We start from the raw sequence: 26,927 nt of genomic DNA on the forward strand, positions 1-26,927 counted from the left end.
AACGAAACGGCGACCGTTTGACGGCGACCTTTGCAAGTTAATCCTACATTGCTCTCGCTGGACGTCTGGCATTATCCCGACGGTCTATTTGTCGTTTGCCGACCTCTCCCGCGCGATTGGTCGGCAAAACGCTAATGCTTGGTCGGCAAATGCATAGTTCGGCGATAAGGACTTTAGTATGCTGGAGAGACTATGCAAAGGTGGGATGACGATGAATCAAACGAAGCCGAATATCGTCTGGATTACATTGGAGGATACGAGCCCGAGATTCGGGTGTTACGGAGACGTACTCGCCCGCACGCCGAATATCGATGCATTGGCAGGCGAAGGCGCATTATATTGGAACGCATTCGCCGTCGCCGGCGTCTGCGCGCCCAGCCGCTCCGCCGTTATAACGGGCATGTATCCGACCGCGGTTGGCGCGCATCATATGCGAACCGGCCACATCAGTCCTTTCGCGCCGGAGCTGCCAACGCCATACGAGACCGTTCTTCCGCCGCAGGTCAAGCTCATTCCGGAGCAGCTGCGCGGAAACGGTTATTATTGTACGAACAATTGGAAGACGGACTATCAGTTCGATGCCCCGATCACGGCCTGGGACGACAACGGCCGGGAGGCGCATTGGCGAGGCCGCGAGCCCGGCCAGCCTTTTTTTGCCGTGTTCAATTACGATGATACGCATGAAAGCGGCATGTGGAGCGCAGAGACCAAGTCGCGATTCCGCCCTGGCACGGAGGAACAGCCTCTTGTGACCGATCCGGACCGTGTGACGCTGCCGCCTTATTTGCCCGACACGCCAAAGACCCGCATCGCTCTTGCCAAACATTATGATCACGTGGCCGACGCTGACGATTATGTGGGAAAAATTCTGAGTCAACTGAAGGAGGACGGCTTAACGGACAATACGGTAGTGATGCTCTGGAGCGATCACGGGGAAGGATTGCCGCGCGCGAAACGATGGACATACGATGCGGGCATTCGTGTGCCCCTGATCGTAAGATGGCCGGGCAGGGTAGAGGCCGGCGCAACGAATGAGCGGTTAGTCAGCCTGATCGACCTGGGCCCGACCGTTCTTTCGCTCGCAGGCGTTCCGCTGCCCCGTTATTTGCACGGAGCACCGTTCATGGGAGAGAAGACGGAGACGAGACGGTACGTTTTCGCCACGCGGGATCGGTACGACGAAGCCTATGATAAAGTGCGAAGCATTCGGGACGAGCGCTTCAAATATATCCGCAACGACTATCCGGAGCTGCCCTACCTGCAATGGATTCCGTTCAGCCAGTTGCATCCGGCCTTCCGGGAGCTGTGGCGGTTGCAGCTGGAGGAAGGGCCGCTCGAGGGCGATATAAGCGCGCTTTTGCGGAATCGGCGCCCGCCGGAAGAACTGTACGACTGCGCGAACGACCCACACGAACTCCGCAATTTGGCGGAAGAAGAGGCATATCGCGATATATTAAACCGCATGCGTCAAGAGCTGGACGACTGGTGCCTCGAATACGATGTCTGGGGCGTTATCCCCGAGGAGCGCATGGTCGAATCGATGTGGCCGGGACGCGTTCAGCCGTCAACGGCCAAACCGTTGTTCATACCGATCAATAGTCGGCTTCCCGGCGTGGCCGTCATGACCGTAGGCGCATTCGCGGAGCCGACGGTCGTGATGCTCCACGCGGCAACGCAGGGAGCGTCCATCGCGTTTACCTGCGAAGAAGGCGATGCTGCCAAGTGGAAGCTCTACACAGGTCCCGTCAAGCTGCCGGAAGGCCAAACGAAATTAAGGGCGAAGGCGGTACGGATCGGTTACAAGGAGAGCGAAGAAGCATCGGCATTATTTGCGTATCATCCATATCCAATACAGGCGAGTACTGTAAGCGAATCGGAATAAGCAGTTGCGGGGGAGCCCATAATGATCGTAGGATTTAAGAGAATGAGGGCAGAGCGTCGGGCTTGTCCATCCAATTCATAGGCAAGGAGGGTGTGCGACCGTGAAAGGACGCCTCCGCGACATTCCTTGGCAATCGATCAGGGTCAGGCTGGTGCTTGGCCTTCTCTGCATTACGTTGCCGATGATCGCGTTATTGATCTATAACAACCGTTACAGCGTAAACGTCATTCATAATCAGGTGGCGAATTCCAATCAGAATCTGGTCTCCGTTTATATGAAACAAATCGACGACCAATTGTCCGAGGCGGAGCGGCATATGATGGGACTAATGTTGTCCGAATATAATCTGCTGGCAATGGGCGAGGCGGGTTCCAGCGACGATTACGTCATGGCCAAGAGCGGCGTATCCCGCAGGCTGACTTCTGATCTCATCGTGTATCCCTACATGGACGGTTTCTTTGTCTATTCGATTCCGCGCCGCGACATGGTAGAAGCCTCTCGGTCTTCTTTGAGCTACGACGCGCTCCGTCAACTCCGGGATGCGATGGAAGAAGCGGTCCTGCTGCTGGAAAAGAAACCTTCCCCGATTGGCGCGGAATGGACGGCGGTGACCATTAACGGGGAAGCGCATATCGTGCGGCTGTTCAGCGACGGCAGCATTACGATAGGCGCATGGGTGAAAGCGAAGACCATGCTGGAGCCGCTTCGCAACATTCATACGGGCGACTCGGGTGCTACGCTTATCGTCGACGGCGCAGGCAAGCCGCTGTACAGCACAAGAGATCTGAAGGAGGAAGGCATCGATTTCGCAAGAGGGTTCCGCCAGTATTACTTGTCGGGCAAGGATGACGATTATCTCGTTGTCGGAGAGTCTTCCGCCAAAGGCGACTTCAGTCTGGCCGCGGTCGTCCCCGACAAACTTATTCTCGAGAATTTGCCTTATTTGGCCAGAGCGGCCGCGCTGCTCATCGCAATCGCCGTCGCCATGCTGCCGATCAGTCTATGGTTTCTGCGCAAAGTGTTGTTGCTGCCGCTCCAGAAGATGACGGTAGCGATGCGGCGGATCGGGGAAGGGAACTTCAACGCGGGAATCGAAGAATCGTCCGTGCAAGACGAGTTCCAGCTCGTCAACCGTACGTTTAATCAGATGATCGGCCAGATCGCCGAGCTCAAGATCCATGTGTACGAGGAACAGCTTAACAAGCAGAGAGCGGAGCTCAAACATTTGCAGCTCCAGATCAATCCGCATTTTTTTATGAATTCGCTCAATATTCTCTACAACCTGGCGCAAGTGAAGCAATATGGACTCATTCAGGAAATGACGTTATGCCTCGTGCAATATTTCCGCTACATGCTGCAGAGCAATCGGCCGCTTGTGCTGCTGAGAGACGAACTTCAGCATGCGCGCAATTTCCTCCGCATTCAGGAACTGAGATTCCCTGACAGGCTGGTTTGCCGAATCGATGTGCCGGCTTATTTGCAAGATACGCCCATTCCCCCGCTCATGCTGCATACGTTCGTCGAGAACACGATCAAACATGCCGTCCGGATGGACGAGCCGATCGAGATCGTCATCGAAGCGGCACTGGACGAGCTGGCGGATGAACCGATGGTCATTCTGACCATCCGAGACACCGGACAAGGGTTCTCGGACGAAGCGCTGGAGAACGTGCGGGCAGGCGTGCAAGCGGTGGACGACAAGGGCGAGCATATCGGTCTGTGGAATGTGAGAGAACGGCTTCGTCTGCAGTACGGCGACAGGGGCTGGATGGATTGCTACAACGACGATCCGCATGGAGCGGTCGTTGAGATAGGTATTCCTATGAATCCCGAAGCAGGGAGAGAGGGGGCACAGGATAATGAAGCAGCTGCTGATCGTTGACGACGAAAGAATAGCGATCGAAGGAATCAAGTCGGGCGTGCGATGGTCCGACGTCGGCATCGGCCGGCTGCTCGAAGCGCAAAGCGCGGAGCAGGCAAAGGCGGTATTTCGTCAGGAGCGGGTCGATCTGATGTTGTGCGACATCGAGATGCCGCAGGGCACCGGGCTGGAATTGCTGGAATGGGTCAGGGAACATTATCCCGCAACAGAGACGATCTTCCTGACTTGCCATGCGGACTTCGGTTATGCCAAACAAGCGATCCAGCTCGGCAGTCTCGATTATTTGCTCAAGCCGATTCCGTACCCGGAGCTGGAAGACGCGATTCGGCGCGCGATCGTCAAGCTGGACGAGCATAAGCGGCTTAACGAATTCAGCCAATACGGAAAATATTGGGTCAGGCATCAGCCGCTGCTTGTGGAGCGGTTCTGGCTCGACATTCTCGGGCAGAACATTACTGGAACGGCGGAGGCGATCGGCAGGGCCGCGGCGGAACGCAATATCCCGTATTCGGACGAGATGACGTTCCTGCCGGTGTTTATCCATATTCGGCGCTGGCATAAAGCGATAACATCCAGGGACGAAAAGATTATGGAGTATGCGGTTCGAAAGTCGGCCGAGGAGGTGCTGCTTCTGTCGCCCGAAAATGGAGTCTTGCTCACGGTTGGCAAAGGCGAATTCCTCGTCATGTTGAACGGGGAATCGCGGCAGGCAGCTGCGGAAGCGCTGAAGGAGGCATGCGAACGGTTCGTCGACGCTTGCCTGACCTATTTTTTTGCCGGCGTCGCCTGTTACATCGGGGAACCCGCGCAAGGGCACGGCATGGCTTCTGCGTTCACCAAGCTCCGCAAGCTGGACGAAAACAACGTCGCGCATGATCACGGGGTATTCGCCATGCGGGATCCGGATGCTTTTCCGATCGGTCATCTGCCGCCCGACATGGGGGTTTGGTCCGTGCTGCTGGAGGAAGGAGACCGCGGCAAGCTGCTGCAACGCGTCGAACAATATATGGGCATGCAAGTGACGTCCAATCACCTTAATCCCGAACTGCTCAACCGATTTATTCAAGACTTCCATCAGATGGTGTATTACGTGATGCAAGTGAAAGGCGTTCAGGCGCATCAGCTGTTCGGAGATAGCGAATCGACGGAGCTTCATATGTCCGCGACGCGTTCCGCCACGGATGCGCTGGCCTGGATTCGGCATATCGTGGACAAGGTGCTGCCATTTGTCGCGGAGCGCCAGCAAAGCGTTGTGGACAAGGCGAAGACCTACATCCGCGAACGTCTGGCGGAAGATATTTCCCGTGAAGACATCGCAGGCCATGTGTATTTGAATCCCGATTATTTGACGCGCGTTTTCAAAAAAGAGACGGGATTGTCGGTTTCCGATTACTTAATGCAACAGCGGCTTGGTCTCGCGGCGGAGCTGCTGTCGAGCACCGATCTGCCGGTCGGGACGATCGCCGCCAAGGTCGGCTACGCGAATTTCTCTCATTTCTCCCGCATGTTCAAGAAACATACCGGGCTCGGTCCCGTGGAATTTCGAGGCAGGGAGCACGGGAGCGGATAAGGTCGTCAAAGTGGCAATGGGAGGTCGTCATCGGGGCAGAGGAAGGCGTCGCCTCCATCGTACAATAAGATCATCAACAAACCACTACACGATAAGCGGGGGAAAACAAACATGAACAAATCGAAAACCGGAGCGGCCGGACTGCTATTGAGCGTCGCCTTGGTTCTGGGCGCATGCTCCGGCGGCAACGGCGGCAATGCCGGGAACGGTGACGTATCGCCGGAAGGCAGCGGCAACGGAGGCGCGCCAGCCGAGCGCAAGGTCGAAGAAATTACAGTCGCATTCCCGATCGTCACGACGTCCCAGCAGGATTTGCAGCTCGTCGAGGACGCGATCAACGTGATCTCGGAAGAGAAGATTCAAACGAAAGTAAAGCTCTTGCCGATCAACGCGGGCGAATGGGCGCAGCGCATGAATCTGATCTTCAGCGGAGGAGAAAAGCTCGACCTGACGTTCGTCTCCGGCACGATGTACAGCAACATGGTCGCCAAAGGACAGCTTATTCCGCTTGACGAGCTGCTGGATTCGCAAGGCGAGGGGATCCGGACGGCGGTCGAGGAACAATATCTGAACGGTACCCGCATCGGAGGGAAAAGTTACGCCGTGCCGACCGTTCGCGATCTCGCAGGCAGCTACGGTTTGACGATGCGCAAGGATCTTGTCGACAAGCATGGAATCGACATCGCTTCGATTAACACGCTGGACGACGTGGCGAACGTGCTGAAGACGATCAAGGCCGGCGAGCCGAACGTCGTGCCGCTCATTCCGGGCGCGCCGGGGCAGTCTTTCCGCGACAACTATACGTTCTACGATCCGCTCGGCGACCATATGGGCGTGCTGCCGGACTACGACAACGGGCTTAAGATCGTCAACCTATACGAGACGACGGAGTACAAGTCGTTCCTGGATACGATCCGTCAGTGGTACCTGGACGGCTACATCCTGCCGGATGCCGCCACGAACAAAACGACGACGTTCGAGCTGCTCAAGTCGGGTAAAGCCTTCGGTTATCTGGCGATGCAGAAGCCTGGCTTCGCCGAACAGGAGACAAAAAGCTCCGGCGTCGAGATGGTGACCAAGGAACTGCTGGCGCCGGTATCGACGACGACGAACGTCACTGCCGCGATGTGGGGCATCCCGGTGCATTCCAAGCAGCAGGAGAGAGCGATGGATTTCCTGAACCTGCTGTACACGGACAAGGACATCGTCAATCTGTTCGATTGGGGTATCGAAGGCACGCATTACATCAAAGCGGAAGGAGGACCGGACAACGTTATTGCGTATCCGGAAGGAAAGGATGCGGCGTCGGTCGGCTACAACATGCTCGGCTGGGTGTTCGGCAACCAGTTCCTCTCCTATGTGATGAAGAACGGCGATCCCGATATTTGGAACAAAACGGAGGCGTTCAACAAAAGCGCCAAACCGTCCAAAGCTCTAGGCTTCGTGTTCGACGCTTCGGCGGTCAAGACGGAAGTCGCCGCGGTATCCAACGTTGTGACGCAATACCGTCTGCCGCTGGAGACGGGCAGCGTCGACCCGGCCAAGATGCTGCCCGAATTTGTCGAGAAGCTGAAGTCGGCAGGTCTGGACAAAATTATCGCCGAGAAGCAGAAGCAGCTCGACGAATGGGCGAAGACGTCTTCGGCTCAATAATACGCTAGCTTTTGCAAACGTAAATGTCGCCCGGCCAATAAAGCGTTGGCCGGGTTTATTATTCCGCCGTTCTTACGGAGGAGGGGAGTGAGTACGGTGACGACGATGACGCACCGCAAGAGAAAGATCAATTTCCGCCGTTACATCCCGCTGTACCTCATGATGATTCCTGGGCTCGCTTACCTCGTCATCAATAATTATTTGCCCATGTTCGGTCTGTCGATCGCGTTCAAGGACGTCAATTACGCGAAAGGCATATGGGGAAGCGATTGGATCGGACTGAAAAACTTCGAATATTTGTTCAAAACGACCGACGCCTATATCATTACTCGAAATACGCTGCTATACAACGCGGTATTTATCGTGCTCGGTCTTGCTATCGCAATCGCGATTGCGATTCTGCTGAACGAAATCCGCAACAAAACGGCGAGAGGACTTTATCAAAGCGTCATTTTGCTGCCATTCCTGATTTCCATCATACTGGTCAGCTACCTCGTATATGCGATGCTGAGCGTCGATTCCGGTTTTCTGAATAAGACAGTGCTGCCGATGTTTGGTCTCGATCCGGTGTCCTGGTATTTGGAACCCAAGTATTGGCCTTATATATTAACCATCGTGCATATTTGGAAAGGCGCGGGTTATTCCTGCATCGTGTTTCTTGCCGCGATCATCGGCATCGACCGGGAATATTACGAAGCCGCGGAGCTCGACGGCGCCTCCAAGTGGACGCAAATCCGCACAATCACGTTGCCGATGATTTCGCCGATCATTACGATGCTGGCGCTGCTGGGCATCGGCCGGATCTTCTATTCCGATTTCGGCTTGTTCTACCAGGTGCCAATGAACTCCGGTGCGTTGTACGAGACGACCAACGTCATTGACACGTACGTCTTCCGCGGCCTGATGCAGCTTGGCGATATAGGCATGTCGGCTGCGGCCGGGTTCTATCAATCGCTTGTCGGCTTCGTGCTGGTGCTGGTGTCCAATTATATCGTGCGCAAATTCGACAAGGACAACGCCTTGTTCTAGGAAAGGAGATGCCTCATGGCTAACGAATACCGCGCCTGGCGCGTGTCGGCTCATATTTTACTCGGCTTGCTGTCGCTCGCCTGCCTGCTTCCGTTCGTGCTGCTTATTATGTCGTCCGTTACGGATCCGTCCGATATCGTGAATAAGGGCTACACCTTTTTCCCATCCTCCTTCAGCTTGACGGCTTACGAATATCTGCTGGACAATTCGGAGATGATCTTCCGCGCTTACGGAATCACGGCGCTGACGACGGTTTTGGGAACGTCCGCGAGTCTCATGATTACGTCGATGCTCGCCTACCCGTTGTCGCGCAGAGATTTGCCGGGCGGCATGGTCATCGCGTTTATCGTCTTTTTTACGCTGCTTTTCAATGGCGGCCTCGTGCCGACTTACATGGTGTATACGCAAATGTTCGATATCAAAAATACGCTGTTCGCCCAACTCGTGCCGTGGCTTCTCATGAATGGCTTCAACGTGTTGCTGATGCGCGCGTTCTTTATGAACAGCATTCCGACGCCCGTCATCGAATCCGCAAGCATCGACGGAGCGGGCGAATTCAAAATTTACTCCACGATCGTGCTGCCGCTTTCGCTGCCGATCATGGCAACCGTAGGTTTGTTCCAGGGACTGGCCTATTGGAACGACTGGAATAACGGCCTCGTGTTCGTCACCGACGCGAATCTGTTTAATCTGCAAAACGTGCTGAACAAAATTATGAGCGACATCGAGTTTCTGTCGAGCAATTCCGGCATGGGAAGCGGCGGCGCCGCGGCGGCTCTGCCGAGCGAGACGTTCCGTATGGCCATCGCGGTCATCGGCATCGTACCGATTCTGATTGCGTATCCGTTTTTTCAAAAATATTTTGTGAAGGGGCTGACGATCGGAGCCGTGAAGGGCTGACGAATCGCGGCAAGAAGGGAGAGGAAGACATGATCGGATTGTGGCACTCCATCGTGAACACGCCCAAAATGAGGCTGAAATTTCAATTCAAAATATCCCGAAAAGCAGCTTACACGCTCGATATCGCTTCTGAGCCGCTAGCCATTCCGATCAAGGTGGACTCGGTTGCGGTCGATGGAAGCTCGCTGAGCGCGACGGCCGGGGCTTTCTGGATGCCGGGGCAGTCCATCGTCGTAAAGCTCGCATTCGACGGAGAAGAGTTCAAGGGCGAAATGACGATTCCGGGGATGGGCACGCTGCCGCTTCAAGGAGCGAAAGGCCGGGGGCCATTCCTGTCAGAGGATTTGATCGAGCAGGTAAGGCCGCTGCGCAAGGATGATATTCCTGTTCGCGCGGACGAGGAAATCGATCGGGAGGTCGAAACCCTCCTGGGTCGTCTAACCCTCGAGGAGAAGGTCGGCCAGATGTTCCAGGTTCCGGCATCGAATTTCTCGTTCGGCGATGCGGTGGAGTCCGATCCGCCCGAAAAGCTGGTCGCGGAAGGGCGCGCCGGATCCGTGCTCGGCGCGTTCGACGTTGCCCGCGTCTACGAGCTGCAGAAGCTGGCGGTGGAGAAATCGCCGCATGGCATTCCGCTGCTGTTCAACGCGGATATTATTCACGGCGCCCAGACGATTTTCCCTGTGCCGCTAGCCTGGTCTTGCAGCTGGGAGCCGGAAGCGGTCAAGGAAGCTTGCGCTATTGCGGCCAAGGAAGCCAGCGCCTCGGGCACCGTGTACAATCACGGACCGATGGTCGATATCGGCCGCGATCCGCGTTGGGGCCGCGTGGTGGAAGGCGCGGGCGAGGACCCTTATTTGGGCGCGCTGATGGCAAAGGCCCAAGTGGAAGGGTTCCAGGGCGAATCGCTGGCCGATCCGGAGACGATCGTCGCTTGCCTGAAGCATTTTATCGCATACGGGGCGGCGGAGGGCGGCCGGGATTACAACACGGTCGACATCTCCGAGATGTCGCTCCGCAATGTGTTCCTGCCGCCGTTCCAAGCGGGTCTTGAGGCGGGAGCGGCATCCGTCATGAACAGCTTCAATATCTATCAGGGCGTGCCGGTGGCGGCAAGCGAGCCGCTGCTAAAGGAGCTGTTGCGCGACGAGCTTGGTTTCGACGGCGTGCTGATCTCCGACTACGGCGCGGTGGAAGAGATCGCCGTACACGGCCATGCGCAGGACGCGCGGGAAGCGGCGGGCATGGCTGCGCGGGCGACGATGGATATCGAGATGGCGACGCGTTCGTACGAATATTTGCCGGATCTGGTCAGGGAAGGAATCGTGCCGGAAGAGAAGGTAACGGATGCCGCGCGCCGCATTCTGCGATTGAAATACAAGCTCGGGCTGATGGACGATCCGTACCGATACGTCAGGCCGGAGAAGGAACGCGACTATCACTTTAACGAGGAGCATCTGGCGGCAAGCCTCGAGCTGGCGCGCAAATCCGCGGTGCTGCTCAAAAACGACGGCACGCTGCCGTTGCGGGATGGCGAAGGCGGGAAAATCGGGCGAATCGCGCTAATCGGGCCGTTCGCCGATAGCAGGGATTTGCTCGGACCTTGGCAATTCTCGCGGTTCAGCCATGAGACGGTGACGTTGTACGAAGGGTTGCTCGGCAGGGGCATTGCGCCGGAGCGTCTGCTGTATGCGCAGGGCAGCGGCGTAAACGAGCCGCTGGAAGGCGGCATCGAAGCCGCATTGGAGCAAGCGGCGGCAGCGGACGTTGTCATGCTGGCTCTGGGCGAGAGCAGCGACATGTCGGGCGAGGCGGCTTCGCGTCTATCTATTGAGCTGCCGCAACCGCAGCTAGAGCTCGCGGACGCAGTGCTCGCGCTGGGCAAGCCGGTCGTGCTGGTTTTGACGAACGGACGTCCTCTCGTGCTCGGCGGGCTTGGCGAACGAGTCAACGCCATTCTCGAGACGTGGTTTCTGGGCTCGCAGGCGGGGAACGCCATCGCGGAGCTGCTTACGGGCGATTGCAATCCGTCCGGCAAGTTGACGATGAGTTTCCCGGCGCACGCAGGACAGGTGCCGGTCTACTACAACGGCTTCCGGACCGGCAGGCCGGTGACGAAGCACAACGAACGCAGCAAGTTTATTTCCAAATATATCGACGGTCCGAACGAACCTGCCTATGCTTTCGGCCATGGGCTGAGCTACTCCGAATTCGTATATTCGGATTTGCGGCTGGACCGCGCCTCCATCACGGGAGACGAGAAGCTGACCGTAACGGCGACCGTCGAGAACAAGGGGCATGTTGCCGGCGTGGAGACGGTGCAGCTGTACATTCAGGACGTGCACGGCAGTATCGTTCGACCGGTGAAGGAGCTCAAGGGATTTCGCAGGCTGCGGCTAGAACCCGGCGAAAGCAAGACGGTTTCTTTCGAAATCGCCGAGCGGGATTTGATGTTCTGGTCGCCAAGGAACGGTTATGCGGCGGAGCCGGGCGATTTCGTTGCGTATGTCGGAGGCAGCAGCGTGGATACGCTATCGGTTGATTTTAAATGGTCCATTATGTAAAGCGGCAAAGGAGGATGACAGTATCGTGAACGTGCAGAAGCAAAGAGATATCAAGGCTTTGATCGCGGAGATGACATTGGAGGAGAAGGCCGGTTTGTGTTCCGGACTTGATACCTGGCATACGAAAGGCGTGGAGCGGCTCGGCATCCCGTCCGTTATGGTAACGGACGGCCCGCACGGCTTGCGCAAGCAACGCGCCTCGGCCGATCATCTGGGATTGTTCAACAGCGTGCCGGCCACCTGCTTTCCATCGGCCGCGGGCGTCGCCAGCTCCTGGAACCGCGAGCTGATCCAGCGCATGGGCGAGGCGCTCGGCAAGGAATGCCAGGCGGAAAACGTCGCGGTGCTGCTTGGTCCGGGCGCCAATATTAAACGTTCGCCGCTTTGCGGTCGCAACTTTGAATATTTCTCCGAGGACCCGTACCTGTCTGCGGAGATGGCGACCCACCATATTCTGGGCGTGCAGAGCAAGGGAGTCGGCACATCGCTGAAACATTTTGCGGCGAACAATCAGGAGCATCGCCGGATGACCTCGGATTCCGTCGTCGACGAACGAACGCTGCGGGAAATTTATCTTGCCAGCTTCGAAGGCGCGGTCAAGAAGGCGCAGCCTTGGACGGTGATGTGTTCGTATAACAAGGTTAACGGCGAATTCGCCGCGGAGAACGAATATTTGCTGACCTCCATTTTGAAAGAGGAGTGGGGTCATGAAGGGTTCGTCGTGTCCGATTGGGGTGCGGTGAACGACCGGGTGAATAGTCTTGCCGCAGGCATGGAGCTCGAGATGCCGTCCAGCCACGGCGAAGGGGATCGTGCCATCGTGCAGGCCGTGGAGGACGGCAGGCTTCCGGTAGAGAAGCTGGATAGTGCCGTCGAGCGTCTGCTGTCGGTCATCTTCAAAGCGGTGGACAATCGGCAAGAAGGCGCCGGCTTCGATCCAGAGGAGCATCATGCCCTTGCCCGCGAGGTTGCGAGGGAAAGCATGGTACTGCTCAAAAACGAGGACGGAGTGTTGCCGCTCCGCCGCGAGGGCTGCATAGCGGTGATCGGCGCGCTGGCGAAGGAGCCACGTTACCAGGGCAGCGGCAGCTCGCAGATCAATCCTTCTCGGCTTGAGGACATTAGCGAGGAGATGACGCGGTCGGCGGGCGATGCCGTGGAGCTTGGTTATGCGCAAGGGTATGCGCTGGATTCGGACGATGCGGACGACCTGCTGACGCGCGAGGCTTTGGAGCTGGCAGCCCAGGCGGAGGTTGCGGTATTGTTCGCCGGGTTGCCTAAGCGCTACGAATCGGAAGGTTTCGACCGCAAGCATCTTCGCATGCCGGCTAATCAAGTTGCGTTGATCGAAGCGATCGCCGCCGTGCAGCCTAATCTGGTCGTCGTGCTGAGCAACGGGGCGCCGATCGAGATGCCGTGGCTCGGCAACGCAAAGGCGGTGCTGGAAGCGTATCTCGGCGGACAGGCGCTGGGCGGGGCGATCGCGGATCTGCTGTTTGGCGACGCGAACCCGTCCGGCAAGCTGGCCGAGACATTTCCGGTGCAGCTGAGCGACAATCCTTCGTACCTGAGCTTCCCGGGGGAAGGCGACAAGGTCGAATACCGGGAAGGACTGTTCGTCGGGTATCGTTATTACGACAAGAAACGGTTGAGACCGCTGTTCCCTTTTGGTTTCGGTCTGAGCTACACGACGTTCGAATACGCCGATCTGACCGTTGACCGGTCCGAATTAAGCGATGACGATACGCTGCTAGTATCCGTCAAGGTCCGAAATACGGGAAGCCGAAAGGGCAAGGAGATTGTTCAGCTGTATGTATGCGACGTGGAGAGCGGCGTCATCCGTCCCGACAAGGAGCTTAAGGGCTTCGACAAGGTCGAGCTGGAGCCGGGAGAAGAGAAGAAGGTTTCGTTCCGGCTGGATAAACGCAGCTTCGCTTATTACGACGTCGAAGCTCGCGACTGGGTCGTCGAGACCGGCGACTTCGAGCTTCTGGTAGGTGGATCGTCGCAGGACATCGCCTTATCGGCGCGGGTGCGCGTCGTCTCGACGTTCGTCCGGGAGCTGCGATTCCATCGCAATTCTACCGTATCCGACTTGATGGTGACGGAAAAGGGCGCGGCGTTCGTGGAACGGATGATCGAGATGCTTCCGTTCGCGGGGAACATCGCGGAGGAGCACAGGGCGATGCTGAGAGCGTTTATGGAACATATGCCGCTTAGAGGTCTTATTTCCTTCAGCGGAGGCAAGTTTACGGAAGAGCTGCTGGCGCAGACGATTGCGCAGTTGAATGAATAAACGCATCGGCCGATGCGAGGAGCGGAGAGGGAGTGGATTGACCGTGACAGAAAGTATAGAGATTTATCCGCAGCCTAAGAAATTTGAAATGAGGAAGGGAAGGGCGGCATTGTCCGCCGATTTCGAACTCCGCGCGCAAGGCGGGCCGGCCGAGTCGATATCGGCGCAGGTGCGGTTGGAGCAGCGGCTGAGGGCTGCCGTCGAGCGATTAACAGATACCGAATCTTCCTTCGGCAAATCCGCATCGGTGGCGACGAACGTGGACGTCATTCACGACCCGGCGCTGCATCCGCAAGGATATCGACTAAGCTGGGACGGAGGCGCGCTGACCGTGGCGAGCAGCGAGGCGCAAGGACTCCATTACGCTGTCGTGACGCTGGAGCAGATGTTGGCGCGGCACGGCGCGGTATGGGACGGCTTTCTCATCGAGGATGAACCGGACTTTCCCGTCCGCGGCCTTATGCTCGACATCGGCCGCAATAAAATACCGAAGACGGATATCCTTCGCGGTCTAATCGATACGTTGTCGGAGCTCAAGATGAACCATCTGCAACTGTATATAGAAGGTTTCAGCTTTGATTACCCGTCTTATCGGGAATCGTTCCCGGAAGCGACGCCGATTACCGCCGAGGAGTTCCGCGAGCTGGACCTTTACGCGAAGGAACGGTTCGTCGATCTGGTGCCGAACCAGAATTGTTTTGGCCATATGGGGCCCTGGCTGGCGAAGCCGGAGTTTCGCGAGCTGGCGGAGCATCCGGACGGCATGCCGACGCCGCTGTCCTTCAAGCTGCCGCCGCTTACGCTCGATCCGACGGATGAGCGCTCGATTGCGTTAGTCCGCAAGATGTTCGACGAGTTGCTTCCGCATTTTTCCTCCGGGTACGCCAATGTCAACATGGACGAGCCGTTTGGGCTCGGCACCGGCCGGAGCAAGCCGCGCGCCGACGAGATCGGCGCGGGCCGCGTCTATTTGGAATTCGCCGAGAAGGTGTTTGAGGCCGTTCGGAAACATGGCAAACAAATTCTGATGTGGGGCGATATCGTCACGAAACATGAAGAAATCATTCCGTTGCTGCCGAAGGACGTAACCGTGCTGGATTGGAACTACGAAAGCCATACGTCCTTCGAAGCCCACTGCAAGCTGTTGTCCGAGAACGGCGTGCCTTTCTATGTTTGTCCGGGAAGCAGCGCTTGGTCGGCCATAACCGGGCGTACGGACAACATGCTCGCCAACATCGAGGATGCGGCGAGAAATGGACTGGCGTATGGCGCTGGCGGGTTGATCGTGACCGACTGGGGCGATTCCGGCCACTGGCAGCCGCTCGTCGCCAGCTATCCCGCTTATGCGTACGCCGCCGGATCGAGCTGGGGCGTCCTGAATAACGCCGATCGTCACGATGCAATGGAGCAATATGTGTCGGATTGCATGTTGCGGGATCGCAAAGGCATTGCCGGCGGATTGCTGCTGGAGCTTGGACGCTACAATCGACTGGAGCAAAGCACGCTGGAGAACATGACATATGCAAGTTATTTGCTCAACCGTGGCTTGTCGACGCGAGTAAAGCTTGAAGAAGAGACCGACCAAATAATCCGGCTGTTCGCGCAGATCGGCGGGCGCGGCATCCCGTTCAAGTTGGACTATCGCTACGAAGAAATGCTGGCGTGGCTGGAGCGCCGCGAAGAAGAGCTTTCCAGACTGAAGCCGGATCTTTCGGACGGCGTTATCGTGGTTGAAGAGCTTGCCAACGCTCTGCGGCTCATTCGACAAGGCGCCGGCTTGCACCGCTTCATTTTCAGGATCGATTTACCGGACGCACGCTCCGAGCTTGCCTGGCTCCGCGCGCTCAGGGACGAGCTGTCAACTGCCATCGAGGAATTCAAGCGGCTCTGGCTGCTGCGCAACCGCGAGGGCGGACTATCGGCCAGCACGTCTAATTTGTATCGATTGCTTGGTCAATACGAGGATGAGATCAGAGCGCTGGAGGAGCAAGTCGAGCAGTCTTCTCGGCCTGAGTGACATCAAGCCGACGTTTCGCTTCCGCGTACACGTCGGCGGGAAGCGGGCCCATCGCCGCATAACGTACGTTGTCGGCCAGATGGTCGACGTTCTTCGTGCCGACGATCGTCGTCGTCATGGAAGGATGGGACAAAGTAAATCGCAGCAGGAAACCCGTTCGCTGTTCGCCATGTTCAAGAAGTTCGTCCAGCTTGGCTTCCTCCCAGATGCTCCAACGCTCCGAGGAACCGCGTCCGACGCCGGGTTCTCCTTGTCCTACGCCGCCGCGAACGATAATGCCGGCTCCGGTCTCCGCAGCCCGGTCGATCCAGTTCTCATGCTCGCGCTCCAGCGCGGAGTAGGGGAGCTGGATCGAATCGAACGAACCCCATTCGACGAAAGCGGGGAGATGGGGCAAGTAGGACGATACGCCGATGTGCCTGACTTTGCCGCTAGCTTGTATCTCATTAAGTACTTCTACCAGCCTGCCGTCTTCCGCTTGCTTGACGGTTGGGCCATGCAATTGCAAAATATCAATGTAGTCTGTACGTAATCTGGATAAGCTGGTGTCGATGTTTCGCATCAGATGATCTCTTGTCCACTCGTGCGAAACTTCATCGTGGTCGCCGCAATCGACGACCCTGCAGCCGCATTTGGTCGCCAATACGAATTCATGGCGGCGGTGGCCGAGGTATTTTCCGATCAGCTCCTCGCTTCGTCCATAATCAAGGGAGGTGTCGATCAGGTTGATGCCGGAATCGAGCACGGCCTCCAGCACGCGGGCCGCTTCGGAGTCTTCGATCGGCCGCCCGCTCCATACGCGGGGACCGCGAATTTCCATTGCTCCGTAGCTAAGCTTCGTCACTTCAATCCCCGTACGACCCAATATCGCTTTGTCCATGATTATTCAGCTCCTCTCCGGTACCGCCGCCTGATCCATCGCAGCGGTTCGTATCTATTGTAACCGGATTCGGCCTGGGCAGGAATACTTTTACAGCGCTTAACCCGATTTATCTCGCGACAGGTTCGTCGATTTCCCCGCGCAGGAGACTAATTTCATGCTTGTACGGCGGATTGACATATTTCCGCTCGCCGATGGAAGGCGTCTCTAGCAGCTTCGGAATGTCCGTTAACTGAGGGTGGTTAACCACGTATCGCAGCGCCTCCAGTCCAATGCGCCCATGACCGATATTTTCGTGACGATCCTTGCGCGAGCCCCGGACATTTTTGGAATCGTTGATATGGATAACCTTAAGCCGTTCGATTCCGATAATGCGATGAAATTGCTCCAGCACCCCGTCGAAGTCGTGCCGGACATCGTATCCCGCATCATGGATATGGCAAGTGTCCATGCAGACGGACAGACGATCGTTGCGATGCACGCCTTCTATAATGGAGGAAAGCTCTTCGAACGAGGAGCCGCACTCGCTTCCTTTTCCCGCCATGGTCTCAAGCGACACTTGTGCAGATCCGTCCTCCGACAAAACCTCGTTAAGTCCCTCGATAATGCGGCGGATCCCGGCTTTCTTGCCGGCCCCCACATGAGAACCGGGATGAAGCACGATCTGCAAAGAGCCGAGCGCTTCCGTCCTTTTGATCTCCGACCTTAGAAACTCCACGCCGTGCTCGAATACTTTAGCAGTTATCGTGTTGCCGAGATTTATAATGAAAGGAGCGTGCACGACGATGTTCGAGATGCCATGCTCTCTCATATGCTCATGTCCTTCCCGTATCCGAAGCGACTCGATCGGCTTGCGTAGCGTGTTGTGCGGAGCGCCGGTGTAAATCAAGAAGGTATTCGCGCCGTAGGAAGCGGCTTCCCTGCTGGCACGCAAGAGCATATCCTTTCCGGACATGGATACATGAGATCCGATTAACGGCTCCATCCTCGACCAACCTCCCATTCGAGCCTTGTATGCCTGCCGCAAGCAAGCTTAGCCATAGTGTTTCAAGAATTACCGGTTATAATCGCCGGCATCCGAATAAATATAGCGATAAGAACGACAATCCGAGCGGGTTCGCAGATTGGGGTGGTCAGCATGAAGCTTGATCTTGGATGCGGGGAGCGCAAGCAGCGAGGCTTCTTCGGCCTTGATATTTCTCCGCTCGAGGGAGTGGATATCGTGGTCGATATGAACGAAGGGTTGCCATTCCCCGACGACTCCGCCGAATATGTCATTGCCTCCCGGTCGCTTCCGTTCGTCCGGGATCTATTCGCCGTTCTCTCCGAAATTCATAGAGTGTGCATGCATAAGGCGGTCGTCTGCATTCTCGCCCCGTATGCCCATAGCTATCATCACAGCTCCAATCCGCATTTGCGCCATCGATTCGACGAGCATACTCCCCGATATTGGACATCGGCCTTCTTCCAGCCCCAGCTAGGTCCGGTCAGCCCGGAAGTATCGCATTATGCCGGCCCCAAACCTCCTTTTGACTTCCGGCTGCTTCGTATGGAGCATTTCTATCTGCCGCCTTATCGATCTCCTATCTTCGAACAGGAGGAACTGGAAATTCTACAACAGCTTCAGCTTAACGTCGTGGACGAAATTATGTACCATCTATTGGTCGTGAAAGAGGATATTGCGACGGAAGAGCTCGACCGGCTGAGCAGGATGGCATACGAGGAGCCTGCATGCGTGCAGGAGCTGAGGGTGAGAGACCGGGGGGACATGGAAGAAGGATAGACAAGTAACCTAATTATTCGCATTCGCCGGAATCGGGGACATGCATAATGGATAACGTCCGCAATATAGATAGGGTTGGCGTACCAGAAAGGAGGTGGAATGATATTCCGCTTATCGTAAGAGCTACCTTCAATGCTACGGGCGCGATTACGTTCACGGGCAATACGCTGGGCCTCAGCCGCTCCGACGTATCCGGCGTCCCCGGCACGCTGGACAGCATCGGCGCGTTCACGACGACGAATACGGCGATCCGTTACGGCTCCTATCCATTCGGAACGACGGACAATTACCTGCTTAACTCCTCCTCTGCCCAACTCGCGCTTCCGGCAGGCAGCTCCATATTGTACGCCGAGCTGATCTGGGGCGCCAGCTATATAAATGGAACGGTCAATTTGTCGTCCGTCATCAACAATGCCATCACCTTCGCGACCCCTACGGGTTCCTTCACGGTATCTCCCGATTCGACGACAAGCAACGACATTGACTTGGGGAACGGCGTGAGCGCGTACGTGCGCTCGGCCAGCGTAACGTCCATTATCCAATCGGGCGGAGCGGGTACTTACACGACCGGGCGGGTGCCCGGCACGATTACCATCAATAACGACCCTACCGGCAACCATGCGGGCTGGACTCTGGGCGTCATCTACCAGAACCCCTCGCTGCCATTCCGGAACATGTCGCTGCGCGCCGGCGCCGTTCTGATCCAGGCCGATTCCTCGGCCGTGACGACGACGCTGACGGGATTCTCGACGCCGGTATCGGGAGCCCTTGGGGGGCGAGCGCTGTTCAGCGCCCAGGAAGGCGACGCGAACCGCAACGGCGACCAGGCCCTGTTCGGCCCCACGACGTCCAATCTCGTCGCGCTGTCCGGAACGAACAACTTCGCGACCAACTTTTTTGCATCGCAGATCAATAACGACTCCGGAGCGCTGGACACGACGGGAACGTTCGGCACGCGCAACCAGACGAACGGGGCGCCGGGCACGAACATTAGCGGGGGGCGCCAAGGCTGGGATATTACGAACGTCGATATTTCGTCGAGGCTCGTCAATAACCAGACGACGGCCGTCCTTCGCTTGACCACGTCGGGCGACGCGTACGTATTGAACGCGAACGCGATCCAAGTGAACATCAACGCCCCTCTCGTTACCGTGTCGAAGGCAGCCAACGTGACAGGGGCGCTGGTCGGCGACACGATCCGATATACCGTCACCTCGACTAATACGGGCACGGCGGATGCGACCGGCGCAATCCTTACCGACGCGCTTCCAGCGGGATCGACGTTCATCGCGGGCAGCGTCACGGTGTGAGGCGTCCCCAGACCGACGAACGATATCACGGCCGGCGTGCCGCTTGGAACCATCTCCCCGGGAGGATCCATTGTCGTCGCATACAGCGTCCGCGTGACTTCCATGCCTTCGGGACAGCGGCTCGTGAACGTCGCCAACTTGTCGTTCTCCTTCCAAAGTGTATCCGGCGGACCGATCACGAACGCGATTATTCCTTCGAATGCCGTCACCATTCCCGTATACTCGCCGCTGCTGACGCTGACGAAAAGCGCCAACACGGGTAACGCCCTCGTCGGCACTACGGTTACTTATACGCTAGTGGCGTCTAATACAGGCAACATCGCATCTGCGGTGACGGTCTCAGACCCCATCCCGGCGGGAACGACTTTCGTGCCGAACAGCGTGACGGTTAACGGGTCGACCGTTCCTGGCGGCAATATCGTAACCGGAGTCTCGGCCGGAACGATCGCCGTTGGAGGGAGCTCTACGGTCACGTTCCAGGTGCTTGTGCAGAGCGTGCCTTCGCCGCCGCAGCTGACCAATCAGGGCAGTTCCTTGGGAACGTTCCAAGTGCCAGACGGCAGAACCTCTTCGCAATCCGTCGTCAGCAATCAGGTGCAGGTGCCCGTAGCCTTGCCCAATGTGGCAGCCGTTAAAAGTGCCAGCTTCACGGATGTTACCGTCGGAGACACGATTACGTATTCCGTCGTCGTCACCAACAGCAGCGCGGGTTCCGTGACCGACGTCGTCGTTCAGGATGCTTTGCCGACCGGATCCCAATTCGTCACCGGAAGCGTGACTGTTCGGGGTGCGACGGTTCCTGCGGCGAGTCCCTCAAGCGGCATCTCGGTCGGCACGCTTGCCGCCGGAACGAGCGCTACCGTCACGTTCAAAGCGCTTGTCGCTTCCGTTCCGTCGTCGGGAAGCCTCGTCAACCAATCCAACGTCGCGTTCCGCTCCGGCGCATTCAACAGCATCGTTCTGACGAATACCGTTACGATTCCGGTCTACCAGCCCGTCATCAGTACGACGAAATCCGTGAACGCGACGATCGCGACGGTGGGAAGCACGTTAACCTATTCTTTGTCGGTTACGAATTCGGGCAATATCGCGGCGCAGGGCACATTGACGGACCCCTTGCCGTCGTCCGTCACCTTCGTGCCGGGCAGCGTGTTCGTCAACACGGTCAATCTGCCGGGAGCTTCCCCGATCGCGGGCATTCCTCTCGGGACGATCGCGCCGGGCAGCACCGTGCCGGTAACGTTCCAGATCGTGGTCAACGCCGTTCCGCCATCCTCCAGGCTGGTGAACCGGTCCACGACGGGGTACTCTTACCAGCTGCCTGGCGGCAGGTCTTTCACGGGACTCGTTTCCTTATCCAATACAGTGGATATTCCCGTGACGTCTCCCCAAGTAGCGGTGACGAAAAGCGTAAATACGGCGATCGCCATCTTAAACGATGTGCTTACATACACTTCTGTCGTAGCAAACAACGGCGTACAAGGCATTACCGGGGTCGTCTTCTCAGACGTCATTCCTTCCGGACTGACATTCGTGTCGGGCAGCGTAACGATCAACGGCGCGGCGGCGCCGATCGCCAATCCGGCGACGGGGATATCCCTGGGCAGCATCGCCGCCGGAGCGTCTGTCACCGTCGTGTTCCGGGCGAGCGTCGATTCGGTGCCGCTAACCATACCGGCGATCGTCTCCAACCGATCGAACGCGAGCTTCACATCCGGCGCGTTCAACGGGACCGCTTCGTCTGCACTGGTCAATACGCAGATTCTGCAGCCCGTCATCGGGATCGCGAAGTCCGGCAGCGTGCAGTCGATTACAGTGGGCGGAACGTTCAGTTACACGCTCACGGCGAACAATGCGGGCAACTATCCGGCGGACGTCATGTTGTTCGACATCATTCCGCCATCAATGTCGTTCGTACCGAACAGCGTCGTCATTAACGGATTCCCGAATCCGGGCGTCGCCCCCTCGACGGGCATCCCGCTCGACACGCTCTCCGCCGGGGAAACCAACGTGGTCAGCTTCTCGGTGACGGTCGTCTCGCTCCCATCGCCCCAACAGACGGAGAACCAGGCTCAAGCGGCATTCCAGTCCACGCTTCCCAACGGAAGGGTGCTGACGGGCTCCATGCTTTCCAATACGGCGAAAGTCGCCGTGTTCGCGCCGGACGTGGAAGTCGTTAAAAGCGCAAGCGTGCCGACCGCCGTGAGGGGAGACAGCTTCGTCTATACGGTATTCGTCACCAACGAGGGGACTGAGACGATCAATGAGGTCGTCTTGCTCGATTCGCTTCAGGCGGGATTGACGTTTGTTCCCGGCACCGCAACGGTAAATGGCGCTACTAGGCCAAACGCCGACCCGGCTGCCGGCATTCCAATCGGTTCGATAGCGTCAGGCGCATCGGTAACCGTAACATTTGAGGTGATGGTCAACATGGCGGATCCGACGCCGATTATTAACCAGTCTACGGTAAGCTTTACGTCGGGCGCGTTCGCGTCCTCGTCCTGGTCCAACGTGGTCGTGACGCCAGTCACCCAGCCCGTCATCACGCTCGCGAAGTCGGCGAGCACTAGCAATGCAACGTTAGGCGATTCCGTCGTCTATTCCATCGTCGTATCCAACACGGGCAATGTAGCGGCTAACTTGACGTTGACCGACCCCATACCGGCGGGGACGATCTTTACGCCGAACAGCGTTGTCATAGGCGGCGTTCCGCTTCCCGGCGCCGACCCGTCAGCCGGTATTGCGTTAGGCAGCGTCGCTCCGGGTACGTCGGTGACCGTGACGTTCAACGTCGTGGTGGATTCGCTGCCTACTCCGCAGCAGCTCAGGAACCAAGCGACGGCTGCGTATACCTTTGTTCCGCCTGACGGCAGGACGCTCAGCGGAAGCGCCGTGTCCAATACGCTGGTCATCCCGGTATCCGCGCCGAACGTCACGCTCGTCAAGAACTCTGCGACAACGAATACGACGATCGGGGACACGATTCCGTTCTCGGTTGTCGTAACGAATTCAGGTATCGAGGCCGTCAACAATGTCATTTTTGTAGATCCCGTACCCGCCGGAACTTCTTTTGTTACGGGATCTGTCACCCTTAACACTGTACCTGCTCCGACTGCCGTGCCGTCTAACGGCATCAATCTGGGCAGCATTCCGGCCGGAGGTTCCGTAACGGTAACCTTTAACGTAACGGTGACGTCGGTGCCTAACGGCGGTTCTATCGCGAACCGGGCTTCCGCCAACTTCACATCGGGCGCGTTCTCAGGCATCTCTTTCTCCAATACGCTCACGATTCCTGTAAACCAGCCGAGCGTAACGGGCGTCAAGTCCTCTTCGGTGACGAGCGCGACCGTAGGCGATACGATCAACTTTACGGTAGTCGCTACCAATACGGGCAACTACCCGGGTACGGCGACTTTGACGGATATCGTTCCCGCGGGCGCTTCGTTCGTCGAAAACAGTGTCGTTATCGGCGGCGTGCCGCTGCCGGGCGCATCTCCGGTAACGGGGATCCCTCTCGGCTTGATCCAGCCTGGCAATTCGGTCACGACATCGTTCTCCGTCCTGATCGAATCGCTGCCGACGCCGCCTCAATTGTCGAACCAGGCGACTCTCAATACGTCCTATACGCTGCCTGACGGTCGATCATTCTCGAATCAGACGCTTACGAACACGGTCGTGGTGGCCGTTCGCGCCCCGAACGTCAACGTCGGCAAGGCGACGACGACCACGGCAACTACGATCGGCGATACGATCGAATACAGGGTCACGGTTACGAACGAAGGTATTACGTCCATTTCGAATACGATTCTTACGGATCCGATTCCTGCCGGCACGACCTTTGTAACGGGAAGCGTGACGGTGGGCGGAGCGCCGGTGCCGGGAGCCAATCCGGCCACGGGCGTAGCGCTTGGAACCATTGCGCCGGGCACGACCGTTCCGGTGACCTTCCAGGTTGCGGTGGGCAGCGTGCCGACCGGACAACTGGTCAGCAACCAAGCGTTCGTCAGCTTCACGTCGGGATCCTTGTCCGCTACTTCGTTCTCGCCGATTATTTCGACACCTGTATACGTACCTGGCGTTACGCTGGTCAAATCGGCCAATACGCCTGGCGCCATCGTAGGCGATACAGTCGTCTATTCGACGGCCATCACGAATACGGGCAATATCGGAGCCAATACGACGTTCTCGGACGCCATCCCTGCGGGAGCCGTGCTCGTGCCGAACAGCGTGATCTTTAACGGAAGCTCGCTCGCGGGGGCCGATCCTGGAGCGGGCATTCCGCTCGGCGTATTGGCGCCAGGCTCCACCAGCACGCTTTCGTTCTCGGTCGTCATTACTTCCCAGCCAACGACGAACCAACTGAGCAACCAATCGAACGCAACGTTCTCCTATACGCTTTCCGACGGACGTACCTTCAACGGCAGTGCCGCATCCAATGTCGTTGTTACGCCGGTCTCTTCGCCGGACGTCTCGCTCGTCAAAAGCACGACGTTCACCGCAGCGACTGTCGGCGATATTGTTCCTTACACCGTCGTCATTACGAACAGCGGCGCAGGCAGCGTCACAAACGTGACGTTTTTCGATCCGGTGCCGTCCTTTACGACGTTCGTATCGGGCAGCGTCACCGTTAACGATACGGCGGTGCCAGGCGCTAATCCTGCTCTTGGCGTAACGATCGGCACGATTGCCTCGAGCGCATCGGCTACCGTAACGTTTAACGTGACGGTCAATTCCTTGCCGCCATCCGGTCAAATCGTCAACCAAAGCTCCGCGGCTTATACTTCAGGGGCATTCTCGGCGACTTCATTCTCCAACCAGCTCTCGCTGCCGGCGTATCAAGCCCTCATCAACGTCGTCAAGAGCGCGAACGTTACCGTGGCGACGGTTGGCGATACGATCACGTATTTGCTGAACGTTACCAATACGGGCGATATCGACGCGCTGGTCACGCTCAGCGATCCCCTCCCGGACGGAGCGGAGTTCGTACCGAACAGCGTCATTATCAATGGCGCTCCGCAGCCGGGCGTCAATCCGGAGACGGGCATTCCGCTTGGCGTCGTGCCGGCGGGAGGAGTATTGACCGTTGCGGTAACGCTGCAAGTGACGGTGGAAGCCCTGCCGTCGCCTCAGCAGCTCGCGAATACGGCGACGGCAAGCTACTCCTATACGCTTCCTGATGGCCGCGTCATTACCGGCTCCGTCAATTCCAACACGCTGGTCATACCGGTGTCCGCGCCGGACGTAACCGTCGTAAAGAGCACGCCGGCGATCGATGCCGTCTCGGGAGACATCATCACGTATACGGTCGTGGTATCGAACAACGGCATTGAGACCGTCAACAACGTCGTGCTGGTCGATCCCATACCGCCGGGCAGTACCTTCGTTGCGGGCAGCGTTACGCTTGACGACGCTTCGCTGCCGCTTGCAAATCCCGCAAACGGCATCACGATCGGCAGCATAGCTGCCGGCACCGACGCCACCGTAACGTTCCAGGTACAGGTTCTATGAGTTCGGAAGGCAACAAACCATCCAGGCTGGAGAATACGTCTCATATTTTGTACGATTCCGGCTCAAGCAGCTACACGACATATTCCAATACGGTCCGTATTCCTATCGTAGGTCCCGATATCGAGTTGGAGAAGAAGACGGACGCACGCGAGGCAGTGCCGGGCAAGCCGATCCCATACAGGGTCATCCTGCGAAATAAAGGGAATTACGCCGCAAAGGTCGTGTTATACGACGAACTGCCGAAAGGCATGGCTTTCGTGCCGGGCAGTATTGTAAAAGACGGCGTCCCTTTGCCGGGAGTCGATCTCGACGAAGGTTTAAAGCTTGGAACGGTTGATCCCGGCGAAAAGGTGAAAGTTGCCTTCCAGCTTGTGCTTAAGCTAGGCAGCGAAGAGGATTGCGGCAAAAAAGTTTGCAATCGGATGAAAGCGAGCGTTTCGTTCTATAGCTCAAACGGCAGGAAAGTGAAGGGGAACGTCTTTTCCAATACGATTTGTCTCCCGGTGGCAAAGGCCGACGAAGCCGTGCCTTTCGCAAAGCTGACCGTCGATCCGGCCAAAGCGGCGCCGGGAGATCGACTTAGCTACAAACTGATTGTCGGCAATCAAGGGCATGCGGCAGCCATGGTTACTCTGTTGTCTTTTTTGCCCAAAGGATTGCTGTACGTGCCTAATAGTTTGACCATCAATGGCAATTGGATGAGCGGAGGGGTTCCGGGCAATGCCGGGATCCCGCTGGGTCTCATCGAACCGGGGGAGAGCGTCACGGTGGCGTGGGAGGTCGTCGTTCCGGGAGTCACTATCGTATCGCCGGGCCAATGGATTGACAATCGAGCTATTCTGAAAGCTTCCTGCCGTGACCCGAGTTGCGCTGAACGAGTGTCGGAGGAATTTCATTCGAACAAAACGGTTGTCGAGCTCTGTTTCCCCGTCATTACAGCGAAACTTAAGGCGAAGCCGGAAGTTTCTTTTCCGGATGGCTACGTCAACTTCACGTTGCAGCTAGCAAATGCCGGCAATCGAGCTGCGATTTGCGGGTCCGACAAACTTTTGAGGGGACCCATAAGCCTGGTTCCGGAAAGCTTGACGGTTGACGGCGAGGGGAAGCAGGCGACAGTCTCGGACAATCGGATCGTATTCGGCGAGCTGGCGCCGTCTGGCGTTATGAGGATTCTATTTCAAGGAATCATCAGTCCGCTGGTCACCACGCGTACCTTACGCGGGCATATCGACGTGCAATACGAATATTTGCTGCATGACCAAGTGCATAAGGAAGCGGTATCCACCAATCCCTATACGATCGCGATTATGCACGATGATGAATAGCGGAGCGTTTATACCAATTAAGACATATGGAGACAGGGCTGTCCGAGAAGCGAACTTTTAAGGCAGCCCCGTTGTCCCTATGGCTCGAATATGGATAGGGTTGTATACAAAATTCAACCAAAGTGGCTTCACCGGGGACCTAAGTAGTATGAAAATTCATACACACTCCACCAGATAGGCTGTGATCTGGTCAAACGTGTATGAAAATTCATACACAATCCACCAAATAGGCCGGCAACTGGCCAAACGTGTATGAAAATTCATACACAATTCACCAAACAGGCCGGCAACTGGCCAAACGTGTATGAAAATTCATACACAATTCACC

General features: G+C 57.2%; 13 protein-coding genes and 1 pseudogene. 12 read left to right on the forward strand and 2 right to left on the reverse strand.

Translation table 11 applies throughout. The features are described from left to right. The first annotated feature begins 211 nt into the window (after positions 1–211). From B1748_RS26800 to B1748_RS26840, 9 genes are all read left to right on the forward strand, one after another. Positions 212–1,882: a sulfatase family protein gene (locus tag B1748_RS26800; RefSeq protein WP_087571014.1), complete on the forward strand. Its 1,671-nt coding sequence runs from the start codon at positions 212–214 to the stop codon at positions 1,880–1,882. Positions 1,883–1,982: 100 nt separating this feature from the next. Next, complete coding sequence (locus B1748_RS26805; RefSeq protein WP_256975951.1) at positions 1,983–3,764, forward strand: sensor histidine kinase; 1,782 nt, start codon at positions 1,983–1,985, stop codon at positions 3,762–3,764. Further along, positions 3,742–5,334 (forward strand): response regulator, encoded by a 1,593-nt coding sequence (locus B1748_RS26810; RefSeq protein WP_087571015.1) that lies wholly within the window; start codon positions 3,742–3,744, stop codon positions 5,332–5,334. The genes B1748_RS26805 and B1748_RS26810 overlap by 23 nt, the downstream gene beginning before the upstream one ends. 111 nt (positions 5,335–5,445) lie before the next feature. Next, on the forward strand, positions 5,446–6,987 hold the full coding sequence (locus tag B1748_RS26815; RefSeq protein ID WP_087571016.1) for an ABC transporter substrate-binding protein: 1,542 nt from the start codon (positions 5,446–5,448) through the stop codon (positions 6,985–6,987). A 105-nt stretch (positions 6,988–7,092) separates the two neighbouring features. Beyond that, on the forward strand, positions 7,093–8,016 hold the full coding sequence (locus tag B1748_RS26820) for an ABC transporter permease (RefSeq protein WP_087571078.1): 924 nt from the start codon (positions 7,093–7,095) through the stop codon (positions 8,014–8,016). 15 nt (positions 8,017–8,031) lie between these two features. Next, positions 8,032–8,916 (forward strand): carbohydrate ABC transporter permease, encoded by an 885-nt coding sequence (locus tag B1748_RS26825; protein WP_087571017.1) that lies wholly within the window; start codon positions 8,032–8,034, stop codon positions 8,914–8,916. A gap of 29 nt (positions 8,917–8,945) precedes the next feature. Further along, positions 8,946–11,480 carry a glycoside hydrolase family 3 N-terminal domain-containing protein gene (locus B1748_RS26830; protein ID WP_087571018.1) on the forward strand — a complete coding sequence of 845 codons (2,535 nt, stop codon included), beginning with the start codon at positions 8,946–8,948 and terminating at the stop codon, positions 11,478–11,480. A 70-nt stretch (positions 11,481–11,550) separates the two neighbouring features. Beyond that, positions 11,551–13,776 (forward strand): beta-glucosidase family protein, encoded by a 2,226-nt coding sequence (locus B1748_RS26835; RefSeq protein WP_256975960.1) that lies wholly within the window; start codon positions 11,551–11,553, stop codon positions 13,774–13,776. Between the two features lie 43 nt (positions 13,777–13,819). Beyond that, positions 13,820–15,793 (forward strand): beta-N-acetylhexosaminidase, encoded by a 1,974-nt coding sequence (locus B1748_RS26840; RefSeq protein ID WP_179215845.1) that lies wholly within the window; start codon positions 13,820–13,822, stop codon positions 15,791–15,793. Here the strand turns inward: B1748_RS26840 and B1748_RS26845 are convergent. Both B1748_RS26845 and B1748_RS26850 read right to left on the reverse strand, forming a co-directional pair. After that, complete coding sequence (locus B1748_RS26845) at positions 15,747–16,673, reverse strand: aldo/keto reductase (protein ID WP_087571020.1); 927 nt, start codon at positions 16,671–16,673, stop codon at positions 15,747–15,749. The genes B1748_RS26840 and B1748_RS26845 overlap by 47 nt on opposite strands. Before the next feature lie 109 nt (positions 16,674–16,782). After that, complete coding sequence (locus B1748_RS26850; protein ID WP_087571021.1) at positions 16,783–17,658, reverse strand: deoxyribonuclease IV; 876 nt, start codon at positions 17,656–17,658, stop codon at positions 16,783–16,785. A 153-nt stretch (positions 17,659–17,811) separates the two neighbouring features. Here B1748_RS26850 and B1748_RS26855 point away from each other — a divergent pair, with 153 nt between their 5' ends. The 3 genes and pseudogenes from B1748_RS26855 (at position 17,812) to B1748_RS26865 (ending at position 26,599) form a co-directional block, all read left to right on the forward strand. Next, complete coding sequence (locus B1748_RS26855) at positions 17,812–18,456, forward strand: methyltransferase domain-containing protein (protein ID WP_179215846.1); 645 nt, start codon at positions 17,812–17,814, stop codon at positions 18,454–18,456. 47 nt (positions 18,457–18,503) lie between these two features. Further along, a pseudogene (locus B1748_RS26860) lies at positions 18,504–25,274 on the forward strand (DUF7507 domain-containing protein). Continuing rightward, the gene (locus B1748_RS26865) at positions 25,271–26,599 is read left to right on the forward strand and encodes a DUF11 domain-containing protein (RefSeq protein WP_087571022.1); all 1,329 of its coding nucleotides are present in this window, start codon (positions 25,271–25,273) and stop codon (positions 26,597–26,599) included. The pseudogene B1748_RS26860 and the gene B1748_RS26865 overlap by 4 nt, the downstream one beginning before the upstream one ends. Positions 26,600–26,927 lie beyond the last annotated feature (328 nt).

The sequence above is a fragment of the Paenibacillus sp. MY03 genome (assembly GCF_002165585.1).
Classification (GTDB): domain Bacteria; phylum Bacillota; class Bacilli; order Paenibacillales; family Paenibacillaceae; genus Pristimantibacillus; species Pristimantibacillus agaridevorans.

What these genes read in the sequence shown, in the direction of transcription:
- B1748_RS26865 (WP_087571022.1), top strand. Translation starts at nt 25,271, where the DNA reads ATGAGTTCGGAAGGCAACAAACCATCCAGGCTGGAGAATACGTCTCAT.
- B1748_RS26830 (WP_087571018.1), top strand. Translation starts at nt 8,946, where the DNA reads ATGATCGGATTGTGGCACTCCATCGTGAACACGCCCAAAATGAGGCTG.
- B1748_RS26855 (WP_179215846.1), top strand. Translation starts at nt 17,812, where the DNA reads ATGAAGCTTGATCTTGGATGCGGGGAGCGCAAGCAGCGAGGCTTCTTC.
- B1748_RS26835 (WP_256975960.1), top strand. Translation starts at nt 11,551, where the DNA reads ATGACATTGGAGGAGAAGGCCGGTTTGTGTTCCGGACTTGATACCTGG.
- B1748_RS26810 (WP_087571015.1), top strand. Translation starts at nt 3,742, where the DNA reads ATGAAGCAGCTGCTGATCGTTGACGACGAAAGAATAGCGATCGAAGGA.
- B1748_RS26815 (WP_087571016.1), top strand. Translation starts at nt 5,446, where the DNA reads ATGAACAAATCGAAAACCGGAGCGGCCGGACTGCTATTGAGCGTCGCC.
- B1748_RS26850 (WP_087571021.1), bottom strand. Translation starts at nt 17,658, where the DNA reads ATGGAGCCGTTAATCGGATCTCATGTATCCATGTCCGGAAAGGATATG.
- B1748_RS26800 (WP_087571014.1), top strand. Translation starts at nt 212, where the DNA reads ATGAATCAAACGAAGCCGAATATCGTCTGGATTACATTGGAGGATACG.
- B1748_RS26825 (WP_087571017.1), top strand. Translation starts at nt 8,032, where the DNA reads ATGGCTAACGAATACCGCGCCTGGCGCGTGTCGGCTCATATTTTACTC.
- B1748_RS26845 (WP_087571020.1), bottom strand. Translation starts at nt 16,673, where the DNA reads ATGGACAAAGCGATATTGGGTCGTACGGGGATTGAAGTGACGAAGCTT.
- B1748_RS26820 (WP_087571078.1), top strand. Translation starts at nt 7,093, where the DNA reads ATGACGCACCGCAAGAGAAAGATCAATTTCCGCCGTTACATCCCGCTG.